Below are 17,553 nucleotides of genomic sequence, written 5' to 3' on the forward strand. Positions count from 1 at the left end.
CAGGACGAGTGAATGTCAGGCGAGTACTACAGCCCCGAAGGGGAGTACCTACGGCGCGTGCTGGATCGCCGGCGCGCGCGGCGCGAGGTCGCGGCCGCGGGCTGGTGGTCGCGTCGACGAGCGATCGGCCAGCTCCGCGAGCTCGAGCAGAGCGATGGCCTCGAGGAGGTTGCACAGCTGTGGGCGCGCGAGCTGCTGCGCACCGAGATCGCGAACGCCTGGGCCCGAACCTCCCGACACTCCAACGAGTGGCATCCGCGACTGCTCGAGCATCTTCCCGACCTCGCTGAGGAGGCCGCGGCCGAGGCGGTTCTGCAGGCCGGCGATGACGAGTTGCTCCACCCGTTACTCACCGCCGCGGCCGCGGAGCAGATCGCGCGCGAGAACGTCGACCGGGTCAGGCTCGTGGCCGACGACCCCACGATCTACCTGCTGCACACCACGACACCCGAAGGGGGCCCGATGGTCGTGCTGCAGCACGCCGCGAGCGGGCTGCGCGGCCGCTTCGCCGTCGATCCTGTCGACGGCTTCGGCGACGTGTTCTCCAAGCCCTACGACATCCCGTCGATCAACCCCAACAACCCGCACGACGACGGCAACCGATGGGAGCTGTACGCGGGTCTCGGCATCGGCCGACGCCTGTACCTCGCCGCGGGCGAGCTCCACCCGCACATCCGATGGCGCGCCGGCATCCAGAGCCCCTACGCGGCGCCGCTGCGCACCAGGCTTCACAACGCCGATCCGTACCACTGGGCAGGGCACTGCGCCTGGTGCAACGAGCGACGGATCATCTGGCGTGAAGCCGAGCCGGCAGAGTTCAGCGAGCACCCGATCACTCCGGCGCCGGCAGCGATCGAACCCCGTCTCATCGAGGTCACGACGAGCTCGAGGTAGGGGTCACCCTCCATGGATGCTCGCGCCGACGAAGACCGGGGGAGCGGGCACCATTCGCAACACGTCCTCGCGGCCGCACACCACGCACACCAGCACGCCGGGGCGATCGCGCATCACTACGCCGCAGCAGTGCGGCTGAACGCCGATCGCCAATCCGTCGTCGACCATTCCGCGACGCTACGCCTCCGGCCCGATCGCGCGGGCCATCTCTCCACAGATGACCTTTCCTGGGTCTAAGTTTTGTGGCACAATACCTGTATGGGGATCGAGTGGCCGAAGTCAGCTGACAAGCACGACATTCCCCACGCCGATGCGCTCTACGCCATGCAGAACGCGATCTACACGAGCACCAAGGTCAAGATCAACGAGGGCGACTCCCGCAACCAGCGTCGCGTCTTCGTCGGCCCGCAACACGCGCAGACCGATCGGCTGATCGAAGTGCTCATTGAACTCAAGCCCGGCGGCAACTTCGTCGTCTACCACGTCATGCCGCTGGGCGCCTACTACCGCCGACAGATGGAGGAGGAGAACGGATGACCCTCAGCAAGAAGGACCAGGAGCGCTACGCCACCCTCGCCGCGCTCGAGGAACAGCCCACCGGCACGTCGACGCCGGGGGAGAGCGCCCACGGCGCCGACGCCGCAGCCATCGGGCAGCAGATGCTCCTCGACGCCCTCGGAAGCACGCAGGCCGTCGCGCGAGCGGTCGGTGGACGGCCCCGCGTGGGAGGGACGGCAGCAGGCGCCGGCTCCTCCCCGACGATCCGCACCCGCGTCACCCCGACCCGCAAGCGCGAGGTCGACCAGCTGCGCGCCCAACTGGGGATGAAGAGCGACTCCGACGTCGTCCGGGCAGCACTCGACGAGTACGTGCAACGGCATCTGCAGGCCAGCGCATGAGCCGCCGGGGACCGCTCGAGGCCGAGCTGTACGAGCAGTTCATCGACCAAGGCCTGGACGGGATGAGCGCTGAGATCATGTCATCCGAGATCGCGGCCGACTCTGGCGAGCGGGTCTCGGAGTACGAGCGCGTCGATGTCGGAGACACCGACTAAGGTCCGCGCCATGCGTGTCATTGGGACCATCCGCAGCACCGCCACCGAGCGGATCACCGTCGAGGCAAGCAGCTACCAGGAGGCGCGCGAGCTGCTTGAGACACAGATCCCCGAAGGCCACGAGCTCATCGCCATCCGCACAGACACAGACGCCGACACCTGACCATGGACACACTCGCCACCGACCCGATCCCTGCAGCTCACGCGCGAAGCGCCTGGGCCGCAGGGATCGAGCCCCTGCGCGAAGCATTCCCCCTCCACGCCGACAGGCTCATCCGCGCGATCGCCTACTCACACATCGAGCCCCTCCCCACCCCGATCTTCATCGTCGGCGGAACACCATCGACAAGAGACACCCTTGCCGATGCGCTCGCCGAGCTCGCCGGTGAAGTCGAACGACCACGCATCGACCCACTCACGTTCGCCGGGATCCGCCGTGCCGTAGTCCCCAACAAGCCACTCGTCCTCAACAGCGCCCCCCACGTCAGCCCCCGCTCTCCCCTTAGCGGGCTCGACGAGATCGAGGTAGAGAGCTTCATCTCGTTCTCAACCCCACTCAGCAAAGCATCCGCCCTGATCGTCGCCAGCTCTCAGACAATCCAGCCACTCAGCGCGAATCGCTCCATCACGATCGAGCTGCCCCAGAGACCGCGCAGCGTTCAACCGCTACGCGCCATGGCGAGCGAACCTGCAGCCGCCGGCCGACGCATCATCGCGAGCTACCTGCAACAGAGCACACGCCACCTGGACCTCAACGAGCACGCGATCAACATCGCCCGCCATCCCGACTACGACAAGCCCCGCCGCCTCGGCGCAGCGTTCTACCTCGGCGACACGATCCTGCGCTCCCTCGGGCTCGACACCCCAGCTGCCCCGGCGACCTCATGGCTCAGCCCAGACGACCAGATCGTCTGGGCTCTGCGCGATGCCGTCAGGTATCTCCTCGCAAACGGCGGAGAACTCGCCGACAACGCCAGCGACAGCAAGGAATGGGTGATCGGCCGTGCCGATCGCGACTACCTGTACATCCGGCCAACCGAGGCGCTGCCATTCATCCGAGCCGCCCACGGCGACCCGAATCTCAGTATCAAAGCAATCACCGCGGCGCTGCGGCGCCTGTACCTGATCACATCCAAGACCGGGACTGTGAGCGTGCGGATCGGTGGGGAACCGACCCGCGTCTGGAAGATCCCCACCGACCGCGAGCTCTAACGCGACACGCCGAACAGCAGGGCGGGATCTCTCCCCGACGGGGCCAAAGAGCCCCTCTCGAAGCGACGCCGTCGATATCCCCACGGATCCCGTGCGAACGTAGACGTAACGGGAACCTGCCCCGCCACGCGCATCGGTACACTTTTGAGGTGTACCAACGAATAAGCCATTGATCTGGGGTTTTGCTTCTCGCGGTACACCTGTGATCTGGCAAGGTGTACCAGCAATTTTTGACTCTTGACCAGGCTATTTTCCGTCTCCGGTACACCTGGTACACCTTTTCAGCGCAAGCCCTCACACATGCGCGCCCGCGCGAGGCGAGAAAGGTGTACCAACGGCGATGTCGAACTTTTTCCGGGAACCGATGTCCGCGAAGGGTCCGAGGTTGGGCCTATACCTGACATGGGCGAGAAGACACGGCGGCGGGACACTTCGCGGCAATCCGTGATTCTGATTCAGGATCGTGCTAGAACGGGGACATGCCAGCGACAGCTAACAAGCCGGGACGCCGCAACTACGGCCCTCGTGCGACGAGCACCGTGCGGTACCCGCAGGCGTATCAACCGATTCTTGAGCGCCTCGCCGAGGAAGCAGGAATCCCTCTCAGCAGCTGGCTCGCGCTGGCTGTTTCCAAGCAGGCCGGCCTCGAGATCCCTGACTACGTCCAGGACGAGCTCAAGAAGGCCGAGCATGAGCGTGCTATCCGTGCGACAGAACAGGAGCTTGAGTTGCCACGATCGGCATAAACGACTCGACCCCCTCTGGTCTGCAAACCATCGGGGGTCTTGAGTGCTTTTGGGTCACAGCCTCCTGCAAGAGGCTGATCAGATTTCTGATGCTGCATCAGAGTTCGTCAGTTAGGACGTTCATGATTATAGCCGCGATATTGCGGATGTCTAGCGTTGGTGTGGCCGTCGTGTCGCACCCGCTGGGCGATGCAGCGTGCACCCGAGGGGGTGCGCTGCACCGATGACGCTTGAGTACACCGGCACGGCGACGGCTACGAACTCCATGGACCGCGTTCTCGAGGCGCTCGAGCGCGGTGGGTGGAAGCCTCGCCGCAACGGGAGCCAGCACATGGCGCTGTGCCCCGTGCACGGTGACGCGATGCCGTCGCTGAGCATCCGTTACGACCGGGCCGGCGGCAAGGTGATGATGCACTGCTTCGGCTGCGGTGATGCCTTCGACCTCCGTGACGTGTGCGGCGCGATCGGCCTGACCGTCAGTGACCTGTTCGACGCGCCACTGCCCGCCGACCGCCGCACCAGTCAGCGCACCCCGAGGGCGAAGCGGCCTTCGCTGCCCCCGCGGCTGACGCAGGATGAGCTCGCCCCCAAGACCCCGGACCTGACGGGCGCGACGTGGCGCCAGGTGAAGGTCTACGAGTACGTCGACGACAACGGCGTCGTCCTGCAGCGGGTCCACCGCGAAGAGACCACCCTGGACGGGCAGCGGCACAAGCGGTTCACCCAGAGCTACCGTGGCGCCAATGGCCGATGGGTCAAGCGCAAGCCGGAAGGCTTCGCCCCCCTGCTCTACAACCTCGCCGCGATCCGCGCAGCGGTCGCCGCCGGCGGGGATGTGTGGCTGCTCGAGGGGGAGAAGGACGCCGACAGCGCGATCGCCGAGGGCCTGGCCGCGACCACCAATGCCGGCGGCGCTCCGGCTTTCCCCGCCGAGCTGCTCGAGCACTTCCGGGGCGCCTCGGTCAACCTGGTCGTCGACAACGATCCCGCCGGCGCACAGCGTGCTGCGGGTGTCGGTGCGCAGCTGGCCGAGCTCGGCATCCCGGCGCGGATCTTCCTGCCCAACCTCGACGATCGCAAGTCGGACTTCACAGACCACATGGACGCTGGTGGGACGGTCGCGACGCTCGTCGAGATCACCGTCGACGACGCCCGTGCGATCGTCGCCGCGGCCGAGGCCGACAAGCTCGTGCACGGGCGCACCGGCGTTGCGGTGTGCCTCAAGGAAGCGACCGCGCAGCTCGAGCAGAGCCAGCAGGACCGGGCGACTTCGGAGCAGCACGCCGAGGCGTGGGCGCGGGAGTCCCTCAACCGCCTCGAGCGGATCAAAGCGATCGACCCTGTCCTGACCCCGGAGCAGCTCGGCGATCGCGGCCGCACCGCCCTGCAGGAGTACGCGGCCGCGGTCGCCGAGGGTGCGCGGATCTCCCGTGACACCTACATCGTCGCGGGCCTCGACGTGCCCCAGGCGGTCGCTTCGTCGATCGTCGCGATCCGTCCCGACGTCGAGGAGCAGCCGCCGGCTGAGACCGTCGAGATCACCCCTGCCGCACCCCGCACGCAGACCGGCAGCGGAGGCGGCAACGGGGGAGTGTTCTTCGGGAACGACAACCCCGAGGACCAGCCCGAGAAGCGCCCGTTCATCCAGGGCAACCACTACGACGTCGTCGAGGGGCAGACCGTGCTCATCAAGCACACCCCTGGCGACGAGGACGACAAGTACTTCCGAGTCATGCGCGGGTGGGCGGAGGTTCAGACCGTCGCCATCGAGGACGACGGCACCGACAATGAGATCGCCCGACCCCCGCACCTGTACGTGATCAAGTTCTCCCGGTGGGTTCCGAACGACCGCGGCTACCCGACCCGCGACCCGGACACGGGCCAGTTCAAGACCGAGTCGGTCACCCTGAAGTACACCGAAGACCAGATCCGCGACGGGTCATGGTCAAAGGCGATGCCCTGGCCGGGGTTCCTCGAGTCGAACAGCCGCCGCGGCGCGGATCAGGCGTGGGATGCGATGAACGCGATCAAACCGCCGCGGAACAACAGCATCGTCCACACCACGGTCGGATGGCGCACCGCCGAAACCGGCGACTACTTCGTACACGCCGCAGGCGCGATCGCCAAGGGCGGCGCGGTCGACGTCGACGTGGACGTGGCAAAGACCTCCGACATCTATGCAATGCCCGCCCCCACCACAGACCGCGACGCGCTGCGTCAGGCATGGATCGACGGCACCGTGGCGCTGCGCGAATCTGAGCTCCCGGCCCGCGTGATCGCCCCCCTGCTCGGCCACTCCTGGACCGCCCCGGTCCTGCCCGGCCCGATCCTGCTGCACCTGGTGGGCGGGTTCGCGTCCTACAAGACCTCCCACAGCCGTCTGGCCGTGCAGTACTTCGCACCGAACCTCACCCACAACACCAAGGGCCTGATCTCCGGCGCTGCCGGCGGATCCACCGCGATCGGCCTGCAGCGCACCCTCTCCGCGATCAGCAACGTCCCGGTGATTGTCGATGACTTCGCCCCGGACGGCAACGCCAGCGACGCGATCCGCCGCATCAGCACCCTCGGCCGCACCGTGTTCAACGGCATCGGACGCATCCGCGGCAAGCAGCGCGGCGGCGCCGAGGCCGACCGTCCGATCCTTGCCAGCATCATCACGTCCGGCGAGTTGTCCGCCCAGGGCTCCGCCGACTCCCGCATCGTCAACCTGCCGTTGGACCCCGCCACTCTCAAGAACGGCGGTGAGATCTTCGGGCGCCTCGAGTCCCGCCGTGCCCGCCACGCCCGCGCCCTCATCGGCTCCTCACTCGTGCAGTGGACCGCGGCGCGGCGGCAGCAGCTCGTCGACGACTTCACCGAGGCCGAGGAGGACAGCGAGCACCGCCTGTGCACGCAGGCCTACTGGCGTAAGACCATCCCCAGCCAGAACGGGCACGCTGGCCTCCACGACCGCCTCGTGCAATCCGCTGTGGTCCTGGATCGCGGCATCGTGATCATGCTGATGATGCTCCGCGACCTCGACGTCATCACCGCCGAAGAGGCCAAGGACTTCTACGCCTGGGCGCGTGCCGGCATCGCCGAGGCGATCAGCCTGCAGGACTCGTCCGCATCCGACCCCGCCGAGCAGCTGATGGAGTATCTGCGCGAGGCGATCGCCAACGGCAACGCCCACCTGGCCGGCATGGATGGTGCAGTCCCCGAAGACGCGAGCTCGCTGGGATGGACCGACCATTCCACCGGCATGCACCCGCAGTGGCGCCCCAACGGCCAGCGGGTCGGCATCATCCGCGACCAGCGCCTCTACCTGTTCCCGACCACCGCAGTCGCCGTCGCCCGCCAGATGTCGCAGCGCGCCGACGAAGCATTCAGCGACACCAAGACCTCGCTGTCCTCGTCGATGCTCTCCCACGGGTGGCTCCTCGTCGACGGCGCCGGCAAGCGCAGCGTCGTCCGTCGCACCGGACGCTCGATGCAGCACCGCGTGTGGGACATTCCGCTGTCAGCCCTCACCGGCAGCAACCCCGATGAGCCCTCCGGTGGACCCACCAGCGGAGACGGGGGAGCAGGCCCGGACGACTCGCCCGTGGACTTCCCGGCGCTGTTCGACGCCTCGACCGTCGACGAAGCGCCCACGCCCACTCAGCCGGCGGAGCAGACCCCGCAGTCGGCGCCGCCGGCCCCGGCCGAGCCCGAGCCCGAGCCCGAGCCCGAGCAGCCTGCAGCTGCAGATTCCCCCGTCCCGACCGCGCCCGCACGTCCGAGCACCACGACGTCGGCCGAGGACTTCCGTGCACCGCTGGGCGTGCTCCACACGGACGGGCTCTGGCTGTCCACGGGTGAGCTGATCACCATCCGCGGTCAGCTCGAGCACGCCGGCCAGCTCGCGCAGCTGGCCACGGACCTGAACCTGGGCACCCGCATCAACCAGGGCACGAACGGTGCACGCAAGACCGAGCGCGGCCAGATCTACCTCACGATGGAAGCCGCCCTCGCGCTTGGCCTCCCGCTGGACACCCTGCCCGAATCCACCGACTCCGACTACGGCAAGCTGCTGCGCGAGGCCACCAAGGGGCACCCGTTCATCACCCTGGCGACCGAGGCCGGATTCTCGCTCAGCGGTGACGGCTCCATGACCGGCAGCATCGACGTGTGGCGCGAGGACAACCGCGGCATCGGTGCGCACATCGCGCTCCTGCCCGCCCAGGACTTCCGCTTCATCAGCACGATCCTCGACGGCGACCCGGACCCGGCCACGATCGCCCGCCGCCTGGGCAAGTTCACCGCGGCGCTCAAGTTCCCTTACCGCAGCAGCGCTGGCACTACCGGCACCAAGCTCATGCGCGCACTGCTGCCCCGCGACAAGCACGACGAGATCTACTACCCGCAGGACCGGCCTGCGCCCGTCAAGGACCAGATGATGGCCGAGGGCGACTTCAACTGGCAGCGCAAGCTCTTCGGCGACGAGCTCGAGCAGAAGTGGGCGCATGGGTTCGACCGGGGCGGTTCCTACCTCGCCGCTGCAAGCACCGAGGTCGGCGTCGGCGCGCCCACCCACTACGACGGGCCGCTGCAGTTCACCAAGGCCACGAACAAGCCCGGCTACTGGCTGATCACCGCCCCCGAACCGGGCAGCTGGCTCATGCCCGACATCTTCGCCGCGCAGGGCATCGTCCGCGAAGGGTTCGCCGGCTCTCAGATCTGGGTCAGCACACCCACCCTCGAGCTCGCGAGCGAAATGGGCCTCGAGCTCGAGATCCACGAAGCCTGGCTGTGGGATCGCAAGGCCAAGGTCTTCGAGGCCTGGTACAAGCGCATCCGCGACGCCCGCACCACCCTCGACACCACCGACGTCGACGACCAGGCCGCCCGCGACCTGCTCAAGATCGTCTACGCCGCCGCGATCGGCATGCTCGACTACCGCGGCGACCACGACACCCTCGCCGTGTGGGCCCCGCACCGCCACGACATGATCGTCGCCAAGTCCCGCGCCAACATCATCCGCCGCGTCCTCGCCAACGCCGAGCGCACCGGCCGGTGGCCCGTCGCGATCGAGAAGGACACCGTCGTCTACACCAGCGACCACATCGACCCGCTCGAGGCCTGGCCGGGAGACCCCTCCTGGTTCGGCCGCGGCCTGGGGCAGTACAAGTACGAAGGATCCGACCCGCTCGCGCATCACGCCGAGTTCCTCAACGGTGACGGCTCCTACAAGGGCAAGAAGTACCTCGAGGAGCTGATCTGATGGCACTGAGCAAGGGCGCCCAAGCCCGCCAGATGAAAGCGATGTTCGAGGGCCTCACCGGGCAGAAGATCCCCGACTACACCGCCGAGCACCCCGACACCCGCGCCATGCTCCGGTTCCTCTTCCCTGGCAAGAGCGACCGCTTCCCGATCGCGACCGGCCTCGCCGCCAAGAAGCTCGGTGTCTCCCAGGGCACCGTCCAGCGCTGGATCCGCGGCGCGCAGAACCCGCGTGCCGCGATCACCAAGGAGATCACCAAGCGCGTCCGCCAGTCCGTGACCACCCAGCGCGGCCGCGGGCAGCTCGCCAAGCGCGTACAGGCGCAGCTCCCCACCCGGCAGCGCACCATCCGCATCAACGCCCTGCAGGGCCCCTCCTCCGACCCCAACGACAAGAAGTACGTCGCCGAGCGGTTCAGCAACCTCGACATGTCCCCGTTCGAGCAGCAGCAGCTCTACGACGCATGGGTGCAGGGCGGCGACGCCGGCGCAACCGACTACCTCACCGGCATCTACGACACCCGCTACGTCGACGGCTGGCAGTTCCACGGCATCAAGGGCGTCGAGTGGCGCTGATACCGCCGGCCTCCGCGAGACGAACCACCCCTCCCACTGCGTAGCTCCCACCCGCGCCGTTGCTCGAATCCGTCGACCGGCGCGATACGCTCTATGTAGTGAATGTCACGCTTTTATCAGGCGTGACCGGACTGACGATCAGAGAGAGGACCAGCCGATGGCAGCCACCATGCCCGAGCTCGTCGACTACGCCTACATCGCCGAGAAGCTCAACGTCTCTCAGCAGACCGTGCGCGTCTACGCCACCGGCACCAAGCAGCGCAAAGAAGGGTTCCCCAAGTCCGCGCTCCCCGAGGGCGCACGCTCGCCGCTGTTCCACAAGAAGGACGCCGACGCCTTCATCAAGCGGCGCCTCGAGGAGACCGCCGGCAACACCGAGCAGGAGGAAGCCGCGAAGCAGGCCTACGCCGAGCTCGGCCGCGAGATCAACCTGCGCAGCCGCGAGCAGCTGCAGAGCGCCCTCTTCGACGAGCTCGGCCTGCCGAAGACAGAAAACCTCTCCGTCTCCACCCCGGCGCTCAAGAAGCTGTACGACGAGACCGGCTCAGCCTTCGTCGGGCACGTTCTCCGGTTCCGCGGAAAGTAGGCCGCAGCGACAGCACGGGCACCCGCGCGTCGTTGACCACGACTGCCGCCGTCGCCTATGCTGTGAATGTCACATTCACTAGGTAGGAGGTTGGTCATGGACGTCTCGTCGACCTACACCGACCCTGCCCCGCTCTGGTTCACCCCCGAAAGCGCCAACGTCGAAGCACTCGAGAAGGCCTGGGGAGCCCGCAAGCTCGGCCAAGTCATGGGCGCCGCCCTCGGCAGCTTCAACCGACTCGGCCACGTCGACGCTGGCACCGCCTCCGAGACATTCGGCGTCTCCGAGGGCACCATCCGCCGATGGATCCGTGACGGCGTCCCACCGCGCCGGATCGGACACGTCATCAGCCTCGTCCGCCCCCCACAGGGCGCCTTCGAGCAGGAGCGGAAAGATCTCGTCTACGCCCGCAGCGCAGTGACCAAGATCTCATCCGACCCCAAGAACGCCGTCGCGCTGTGGGGATACAAGGGGTACCTCGAGCAGTGGGATCTCGCAGTCATCAAGATCAAGGACATGCCGGTCCTCACCGTCCGCATGGCCCGCACCGACCGCGATCGCGCCGCCGACAAGCGCCTCACCGCCGGCGGCAAGCTCGTGGAGATCTCGACCTTCCCGAGCTACTGGGCCGCGGTCGTCGCCCGCAGCGAGCTCCTCGAAGACGTCTACCCCTACCGGGTCCAGCTGCGTAACACCAAGCTCGCCAGCGGCGCCGGCAAAGCCTTCCTCGACGAAGCCCCCCGAAAGCCGCTGCGCTCCTACCGGAAGCAGGCACGCACAACCGTCCGCAAGACCACCGCGGCTGAGGCCAGGGGGTGACCGCCGGATGCTCGCACAGATCCCCATCGACCTCCCCGACGATCACGAGCTGCTCGCCGTCGCCACGATCGCGCTCGACGCGGCAGGGGAGTACAGCCTGAGCATCCACAACATCGTCGACGCCTCGATCAGGATGACTCCCACACAGCAGGCCAACGCGCTGCGGATCCTCGCTACCGGCGCCGAAGCCGAAGCGGTCGGCAGAGAGGACATCCCATGAGCGAACGGATGCTCGTCGCGCTCGCGGGCCTCGTCGCGCTCGCGGGTCTCGCCGCGGGCGGCGCGATCTTCGCCCCGCTCACCGGGATGCCCTGGGCTGATGCTCTCCTCGCTCCCGGCATCTTCCTCGCCGCGATGGCCATGATCATCGGTGTGTGGTTCCTCGTCCTGCACATCATGTGGCGCGCGGACCCAATCTGGGAAGCTGGCGGCGCGATCGCCATCGACGACAGTCACAACCTCACCCTCTCCGCGAAGAGGTTCCTCCGACCCGCCGAGCCGGTCACCACCGTCAATCTCGACCAGGCCACCGTTGCGACCTGGTACATCAGCCCGTTCAGCAGATCCGGCACGCTCAGGATCCAGCTGTGGGACCACGATCCGCAGATCACCTTCGGGATCTTCGGTCTCACGCCCCAGGCCGGCGCGGAGCCGCTCGTCGAGATCTCCACCCGCATCCTCGACGCCTCACCCACCGCCACGGCGCGCCTGCAGTACTACCTCGAGCACCGCATCGACGCCGGCACCCTGGACTGCAACTTCACCCCTCACAACTTCCAGCCCATCCCCGAGCTCCTGCCTCCCCTTGAGCCAGGCGTCACGTTCAGCGCAGACGGCCGCGAGATCCGCTACCGCAGGCCCGACCCCGACCCCGACGAGACATCATGAACGGCCTGCATGTCGCCGAGGGCGTAGACCTCCCGCTCGAGCTCATCACCAGCTCCAACGGCATCCTGGCCAAGAAGGGTGCAGGCAAGACCAGCGCAGCCGTCGTGCTGCTCGAGGAGATGCACCAGGTGGGCGTGCCCGTCATCGTCGTCGACCCCAAGGGCGACTGGTACGGCATCCGCACGTCGGTAGACGGGGATCGGCCAGGATTGCCGATCCCTGTGCTCGGCGGGCGTCACGGTGACGTCCCGCTCGACTCCACCGCCGGCGAGCTCGTCGCGGACCTGCTCGTCGACCAGAAGCTCTCCGCCATCCTCGACGTCAGCGAGTTCACCAAAGCCGAGCTGCGGCGCTTCCTCAGAGCGTTCGGCGATCGCTTCTACCGCCGTGCCGATCGCACCCCCACACATTTCTTCCTCGAGGAGTGCCACGAGTACCTGCCGCAGCAGGTCCGCGGTGAGAACGCTGCGCTCGTCGAGACCTGGCAGCGCATCGTCAAGCAGGGCCGATTCAAGGGCCTCGGGATCACGATGGCCTCCCAGCGCAGCGCAGCGGTCAACAAGGACGTCCTCACCCAGATCGACAACCTGTTCGTGCTGCGCACCACCGCACCGCAGGACCGCGACGCGATCAAGGCGTGGATCGACGTGCACGCCGACTCCAAGAGCATCCTCGCCGACCTGCCCACGCTGCAGACCGGCGAATGCTGGCTCTGGCAGCCCGAGCGCGGCGAGCCTCTCAAGTTCCGCTTCCGCATGCGCCACACCTTCGACGCCGGCACCACACCGCGTATCGGCGAGATCGCGTCCTCGCCCACCCGAACCACGCTCGCCGACGTCGACCTCGACGCGATCGCCGCGGCGATCACCCCCCAGCGAGAGACCAGCAGCGACGACGCCGCACACCTGCGCGCCGAGAACATCAGACTGCGCCGTGAGCTCGCAGCCGCGACGTCGGCGCCGCCGCGCGAGAGGATCGTCGAGATCCCCGTCCCCGCCCCCGTCGACGCCGCCACGATCGACGCCCTCCGCCGCGCGATCGCCGACCTCTCGGCCGCGGTCGACCAGCTCGCCGCCGATCCTCCCGCCGGCCCCACGCCGCGCGCTGTGCGCGCGGTTCCCCCAACCACGAAGCCAAAGACATCTCCGGCCGAAGAACCGGCCTCGACGAACGGCACCAAGGCAGACGCGCCAGCGCTGCGCAGCGGCGCGCAGCGGATGATCCTCGCCCTCGGCCGCATGGCACCGCTACGCCTCACCAAGAGCCAGTGGGGGACCGTCGCCCGCCTCAAGACCACCGGCGGAACCTGGTCTACCTACCTCTCCGACATCCGCCGCGCCGGCTTCCTCGACGAGAACACAGCCGGCTACACCCTCACCGACGCCGGCTTCGACTACCTCGGCGGTCGCCCCGACCCCCTCACCCCACGCGAGCTCCAAGCCCACTACCGCTCCGTCCTCCGCCGCGGCGCAGCCGCGATGCTCGACGCGCTGATCAACGCCTACCCCGACAGCCTCAGCAGGGAAGACCTCGGCGCCGCGGCCGACATCGCCACGACCGGCGGCACCTTCTCCACCTACCTCTCCGACCTCACCCGCAACGGTCTCGCCCGCAAGACCGACACCGGCCTGGTCGCCACCGACATCCTCATGAACGGTGCCGAGCTCGAGCACGCGACATCCTCGCCAGGTGTCTGAGACCGGAGATACGCTGCAACGATGTGCGGGCGCTTCGCGATGGACTCACAACCGGGCATTGATCGGGATGAGCTATTCCGATTCGACGAGAGGAGCCTCTGATTTGCGCTAGCTATGGCCTTGACCCGCGGTTCACCGATGACGAGTATCAGGACGCCGTCGATGCCGCCGTGCTCGAGGGGCTTCGCTCGTGGGCGGTGGGCAATGATGGCGAGATTCTCCGCCCTACCGGGAAGAACCTGCGCAACCTGAACCCTATCGTCACGACGCCCTCCACCCTGGAGCTCGCGTGGTGGGGATATCTGGTCAACGGCGCACCCGCGAGCTTCGCGTCGATCAACACAAGGTCGGAGCGACTTGCCGCAAGCAAGGGCTCCCTCCCTGAGCGGGCAATCGTGCCGGTGTCGTACTGGCGCGAGATGGCCAAGCCCTCCCGTGTGTGGCACCACTTCACCGCCCCTGAGGACGGTCTTCTGGCTTTGGCTGCGGTGACGCGGCCCGGCCGGGCCGCGGACGGGACGGAGTACACGTGCTACAGCATCGTGATGCAGCCGGCAGCTCGACATCTGGAGCATGTGCATGATCGAATGCCGCTACTGATCAGTCCCGGATTCACGGAGGAGTGGCTGACGACGGCGAGTCCGGGCGGCGCGCTGATCGACGCTGCGATCGCCGCCGCTGCACCGGTCAACGAGCTGATCCAGGTGACCGCGATGCGCGATGAGAAACCGGCAAAGGGACCTGACCAGCTCTTCTGAGGTTGGGAAAGTTGCATCAATGTTGCGTTTAATGCAACACTCTCGACGTGTCTGATTCCTCCTTCGCGCCCATTCCATTCCAACTGCGTCAGAACATCGTGCCGTTGCACGAAGAGAAGTTCATGCTCGACTCCATGCTGGACGGATGGTCGGAGCAGCAGTCGAGCCGCGGGCTTGAGCGCAAGACAGCTGCGACGCGGGCGAAGCTGATCAGACGCTTCCAGGAGTTCACGGAGACCTACCCCTGGGAGTGGACCTCGTCAGACCTTGAGGCGTTCAGTGTTCACCTGCTGTCGGGTCGTAGGCCGTTGGCGAAGTCCACGTTGCGGGCGTATCAGACCATGATCCGGATGTTCTGCGACTACCTCGTGGATGACCGGTACGGGTGGCGGCAGGCCTGCAGCGATCGCTTCGGGACCTCGCCGCGGCAGATCTGCCATGACTGGAACACCGTTGTGCATCTCGTGGAGTACGAGGGCCGACCGCAAAGACGGGCGTTGACCTACGACGAGCTCGAGCGCTTCTTTGAGGCAGCGGATGAGCGGGTTCTGCGGATCCAGCGCGCAGGCAAGAAGGGCGCATTGGCGGCGCTGCGAGACTCGCTGATCTTCAAGACGACGTATGCGTTCGGATTGCGTCGCGCGGAGGTCGCGGGACTCGATGTCCCGGATCTGAGATCGAACCCGTCGGCTCCGACTTTCGGCACCTGTGGAGTTGTCTACGTCCGCTGGGGCAAGGGGTCACGGGGGTCCGGTCCGAAGCGGAGGACGGTGCTGGCGCTGGCGGAGTACTCGTGGGCGGTCGAGGGGCTGCTGCACTGGGTGAAGTCGGATCGAGAGCACTACGGGGCGGCGGAGTCTGGTCCGCTCTGGCCGACTGAGCGCAACACCAGGGTGTCGTTGCGGTATCTGGATCAGAGGTTCGCGGAGATCCGTGACGAGGTCGGTCTCCCGCCGGAGCTGAGCCTGCACGCGCTGCGCCACACCTATGTGACGAATCTGATCGAATGGGGGTACGCAGAGCGGTTCGTCCAAGATCAGGTCGGGCACGCTTACGCGTCGACCACCGCTATCTACACCTCGGTCGGGGATGACTTCAAGACTCGGGTCGTCGCTCAATCCTTGGCCAGCATCTACGGGAGCACCGATGACCACGAACTCCGATGAGCAGGTCCAGTGGAATCTGCGGGCGATGATGTCTGCTGCCGGGATGTTCCAGACCACGGATCTGCGGGCGCCTCTGCAGGAGCAGGGCGTGGTGCTGTCAAGGGAACAGGTGTTCCGCCTTGTCACGAAGACTCCAGACAGGTTGAACATGACCGTTCTCGCGGCGCTCTGCCGGATCTTCTCCTGCACTCCGAATGACCTCATCGAGATCCGCGCTGTCGCTGCAGCCGCGAAGCGTCGCGCGAACGCCACAGGTCCGAGCAAAGCGAGCATTGGTGAGCTGCGGCCCATTCCCGCACGGCTGCACCGGCCGGCTGAACCGAACGCGTGACTGGCCCGGCGTCGCGTTGCGATCGTTGCCGCCGAGAGGTGATCGCACGCTACCGACTGCTCGGCGGTCGGATCTGCAACCCGTGCTATTCCTGGCTGCGGCGGCACCCTGCGCCTTGCCCGCTCTGCGCGCAGACGCGGGTTCTCGCTCACCTCGGTACCCACGGCGCCGCCTTCTGCTCGCCTTGCGCCGGCCAACCTGGGCGATTCGGTTGCCGCACCTGCGGCCGCGAGGAGAACTTGCAGGGATCGCACTGCGCTCCCTGCCGGCTTGATTCGCGGCTGCGGGTTCTGCTCGATGACGGCACCGGGGACGTCGCAGAGCCCCTCCGCCCGCTTCACTCCTACCTTCTCTCCGGCGGCGGCAGCGACCTCGTTCTGAAGTGGATTCGCCGTGAGCCAGTCCCCTCGACGTTGCGGGCGATGGCGACCGGGACCGTCGTGTTATCTCACCAAACGCTCGATGCTCTCTCTCCATCGACGAAGCTGCGCTACTTCCGCCGCACGCTGATGAGCGCCGGAGTGCTCCCGGAGATCGACGTGCTCCTGCACGACCTGGAGACCTACGGGACGCGGCTGCTTGCAACCCTCCCGGCCGCTCATTCGGCATTGCTGGGCCGTTTCTTCCGCTGGCACATGCTCCCCTTGATCCGCCGCACTCTCCAGGACCGCCCGATGACCCGCGGGACCTTCAGCGCTCGACGCGCCCAGTTGCGCTACATCGCCGAACTGCTCCAATGGTTCGACACGCACGGCATGACGATCGAGACGGTCGATCAACCCGCGATCGACCGATTCGTGTCCGCGGATCGAGTGCGCCAGCAGGTCGGCCCGTTCGTGACCTGGGCGGTCCAAGAGCGGATCGCCCCCAACGTCGCGGTGACAACGATCCGCTCTCGAGGAGCGGGATCTCATCTGTCTGATCCTGATCTGGCCGCGATCGCCAGGCAGGTCTTCGCCGACGAGACGATCCCGCTGCCGACACGACTGATCACACTGTTCGCGGTGGTCTTCGCCCAACCCGTCGAAGCGAGCATCGCGCTCACGCGGGAGCAGATCATCGACGGGTCCGGCCCGATGACGATGACGTTCGCCCGGACGCCGATCCCTGTCCCGGACCGGCTCGCCGCTCTCGTCCGCACACAACTGCGCGCGCTCGACGCGCGCCCCAGCCGACATCCAGACATGCACGGATGGCTGTTCCCCGGAACGATGCCGAACCAGCATGTCACCGCAGCTTCGATCGAGCTCGTCGCCTCCCGGCACGGACTGACCCTGCGTCACTTCCGCTCATCCCGGCTGCAGCATTTTGCGCAGACCGTTCCCGCCTCGGTCCTCGCGGATGTCGTCGGCGTCACAGCCGACACTGCCTACCGCCGCAGCATCGACGCCGGCGGGGCGTGGAGCGACTACCCGCCGCTCCGAGACCTTGGGGAGGGCCAGCGCTCGCTCCGGAAGTTCCACAGCCCGGCACCCGATTCTAGGAACTGACAAACCTCAGAAACGCCCGCCAGCGCGTCCAACGCACGTCGGCAAACCGCCCGTGTCCCCGGCGGAACCGGGCCAGGAACTTGACCGCGGCG

The 17,553-nt window shown here is 67.2% G+C and carries 19 protein-coding genes; 18 read left to right on the forward strand and 1 reads right to left on the reverse strand.

The genetic code is table 11. The annotated features are described in order from the left end of the window. Positions 1-12: 12 nt before the first annotated feature. A complete protein-coding gene (locus AUV07_RS08180; RefSeq protein WP_062635315.1) occupies positions 13-894 on the forward strand; it encodes a hypothetical protein in 882 nt (293 codons plus the stop codon). A gap of 3 nt (positions 895-897) precedes the next feature. Here the strand turns inward: AUV07_RS08180 and AUV07_RS17570 are convergent, their stop codons facing one another. Next, positions 898-1,062 (reverse strand): hypothetical protein, encoded by a 165-nt coding sequence (locus AUV07_RS17570; RefSeq protein WP_157523972.1) that lies wholly within the window; start codon positions 1,060-1,062, stop codon positions 898-900. A 90-nt stretch (positions 1,063-1,152) separates the two neighbouring features. Between AUV07_RS17570 and AUV07_RS08185 the strand changes: the two genes are divergently transcribed. The 17 genes from AUV07_RS08185 to AUV07_RS08255 all read left to right on the forward strand — a co-directional run bounded on the left by AUV07_RS08185 (position 1,153) and on the right by AUV07_RS08255 (position 17,461). Then, positions 1,153-1,431 carry a hypothetical protein gene (locus AUV07_RS08185; protein ID WP_062635317.1) on the forward strand — a complete coding sequence of 93 codons (279 nt, stop codon included), beginning with the start codon at positions 1,153-1,155 and terminating at the stop codon, positions 1,429-1,431. Then, the gene (locus tag AUV07_RS08190) at positions 1,428-1,793 is read left to right on the forward strand and encodes a hypothetical protein (protein WP_062635320.1); all 366 of its coding nucleotides are present in this window, start codon (positions 1,428-1,430) and stop codon (positions 1,791-1,793) included. Before AUV07_RS08185 ends, AUV07_RS08190 begins: the two co-directional genes overlap by 4 nt. Continuing rightward, entirely contained in the window at positions 1,790-1,948 is a 159-nt protein-coding gene (locus AUV07_RS17575) for a hypothetical protein (RefSeq protein WP_157523974.1), read from the forward strand. Before AUV07_RS08190 ends, AUV07_RS17575 begins: the two co-directional genes overlap by 4 nt. 10 nt (positions 1,949-1,958) lie before the next feature. Continuing rightward, positions 1,959-2,111 carry a hypothetical protein gene (locus tag AUV07_RS17780; protein ID WP_197462131.1) on the forward strand — a complete coding sequence of 51 codons (153 nt, stop codon included), beginning with the start codon at positions 1,959-1,961 and terminating at the stop codon, positions 2,109-2,111. A gap of 2 nt (positions 2,112-2,113) precedes the next feature. Next, complete coding sequence (locus tag AUV07_RS08195) at positions 2,114-3,160, forward strand: hypothetical protein (protein ID WP_062635321.1); 1,047 nt, start codon at positions 2,114-2,116, stop codon at positions 3,158-3,160. A gap of 479 nt (positions 3,161-3,639) precedes the next feature. Next, positions 3,640-3,906: a hypothetical protein gene (locus AUV07_RS08200; RefSeq protein ID WP_157523976.1), complete on the forward strand. Its 267-nt coding sequence runs from the start codon at positions 3,640-3,642 to the stop codon at positions 3,904-3,906. 223 nt (positions 3,907-4,129) lie between these two features. Continuing rightward, positions 4,130-9,151, forward strand: coding sequence for a CHC2 zinc finger domain-containing protein (locus AUV07_RS08205; protein ID WP_157523978.1), 5,022 nt, complete (start codon positions 4,130-4,132; stop codon positions 9,149-9,151). Continuing rightward, positions 9,151-9,726, forward strand: coding sequence for a hypothetical protein (locus tag AUV07_RS08210; RefSeq protein ID WP_062635327.1), 576 nt, complete (start codon positions 9,151-9,153; stop codon positions 9,724-9,726). Before AUV07_RS08205 ends, AUV07_RS08210 begins: the two co-directional genes overlap by 1 nt. A 157-nt stretch (positions 9,727-9,883) precedes the next feature. Beyond that, on the forward strand, positions 9,884-10,312 hold the full coding sequence (locus tag AUV07_RS08215) for a hypothetical protein (protein ID WP_062635328.1): 429 nt from the start codon (positions 9,884-9,886) through the stop codon (positions 10,310-10,312). A 96-nt stretch (positions 10,313-10,408) separates the two neighbouring features. Beyond that, on the forward strand, positions 10,409-11,131 hold the full coding sequence (locus AUV07_RS08220; RefSeq protein WP_062635330.1) for a hypothetical protein: 723 nt from the start codon (positions 10,409-10,411) through the stop codon (positions 11,129-11,131). A 7-nt stretch (positions 11,132-11,138) separates the two neighbouring features. Beyond that, positions 11,139-11,351 carry a hypothetical protein gene (locus AUV07_RS08225; protein ID WP_062635331.1) on the forward strand — a complete coding sequence of 71 codons (213 nt, stop codon included), beginning with the start codon at positions 11,139-11,141 and terminating at the stop codon, positions 11,349-11,351. Next, positions 11,348-12,019: a hypothetical protein gene (locus tag AUV07_RS08230; RefSeq protein WP_062635333.1), complete on the forward strand. Its 672-nt coding sequence runs from the start codon at positions 11,348-11,350 to the stop codon at positions 12,017-12,019. Before AUV07_RS08225 ends, AUV07_RS08230 begins: the two co-directional genes overlap by 4 nt. Then, positions 12,016-13,716 (forward strand): ATP-binding protein, encoded by a 1,701-nt coding sequence (locus tag AUV07_RS08235; RefSeq protein WP_062635334.1) that lies wholly within the window; start codon positions 12,016-12,018, stop codon positions 13,714-13,716. The genes AUV07_RS08230 and AUV07_RS08235 overlap by 4 nt, the downstream gene beginning before the upstream one ends. Positions 13,717-13,886: 170 nt before the next feature. After that, positions 13,887-14,474, forward strand: coding sequence for an SOS response-associated peptidase family protein (locus AUV07_RS08240; RefSeq protein WP_231868221.1), 588 nt, complete (start codon positions 13,887-13,889; stop codon positions 14,472-14,474). Between the two features lie 47 nt (positions 14,475-14,521). Continuing rightward, positions 14,522-15,640, forward strand: coding sequence for a tyrosine-type recombinase/integrase (locus AUV07_RS08245; RefSeq protein WP_231868222.1), 1,119 nt, complete (start codon positions 14,522-14,524; stop codon positions 15,638-15,640). Next, positions 15,621-15,971: a helix-turn-helix domain-containing protein gene (locus AUV07_RS08250; RefSeq protein WP_062635338.1), complete on the forward strand. Its 351-nt coding sequence runs from the start codon at positions 15,621-15,623 to the stop codon at positions 15,969-15,971. Before AUV07_RS08245 ends, AUV07_RS08250 begins: the two co-directional genes overlap by 20 nt. Further along, a complete protein-coding gene (locus tag AUV07_RS08255) occupies positions 15,968-17,461 on the forward strand; it encodes a hypothetical protein (protein WP_157523981.1) in 1,494 nt (497 codons plus the stop codon). Before AUV07_RS08250 ends, AUV07_RS08255 begins: the two co-directional genes overlap by 4 nt. Positions 17,462-17,553 lie beyond the last annotated feature (92 nt).

Source organism: Microbacterium sp. CH1 (genome assembly GCF_001595495.1).
Taxonomy (GTDB): Bacteria; Actinomycetota; Actinomycetes; order Actinomycetales; family Microbacteriaceae; genus Microbacterium.